The organism is Neisseria sp. P0020.S005, from assembly GCF_051957055.1.
GTDB lineage: Bacteria > Pseudomonadota > Gammaproteobacteria > Burkholderiales > Neisseriaceae > Neisseria > Neisseria subflava_A.
On the sequence record NZ_JBQCWV010000081.1, the window covers coordinates 1 to 430 of the forward strand.

The following is a 430-nucleotide window of genomic DNA, read 5'->3' on the forward strand; positions in this document are numbered from 1 at the left end:
GTATTCGTCCGGAACATCTTCATCCGGCAGCGGATGGTATCCTCGAAGGTGAGATCATGGTTGTCGAGTGCCTTGGTGGTGAGACCTATCTCTATGTGCAAAATGAAAGCACAACCGGACTGATTGTTGCGGAGGCGGGCGGTGGCAGCGCAGCACGTGCACACGAAACGACGAAACTGGGTTTTGACCCGACCGACGCGCATTTGTTTACACCCGATGGCAAGGCTTTGGAGCGCTTTGAACGGCATCCATTATTGCTGACGGAAAAGAAAACGCACCTGTGAGTGCAGGCTGCAATATCCCGGAGTATCCCCATGCGACTTAAAGACAAGGTGGCCCTCATCACTGGTGCTGCGCGCGGTATCGGACTTGGCTTCGCTGAAGCCTATGCGCGCGAGGGCGCGAGGGTTATTATTGCCGATATTAATAT

General features: G+C 54.2%; 2 protein-coding genes. Both read left to right on the forward strand.

Annotation, left to right across the window (positions count from 1 at the left end):
* The coding region (locus ACTHTU_RS11405; protein WP_440362612.1) for a TOBE domain-containing protein at nt 1-284 on the forward strand (284 nt) is incomplete at its 5' end.
* Nucleotides 285-314: 30 nt separating this feature from the next.
* On the forward strand, nt 315-430 hold a 116-nt coding region (locus ACTHTU_RS11410), incomplete at its 3' end, for an SDR family NAD(P)-dependent oxidoreductase (protein ID WP_440362613.1).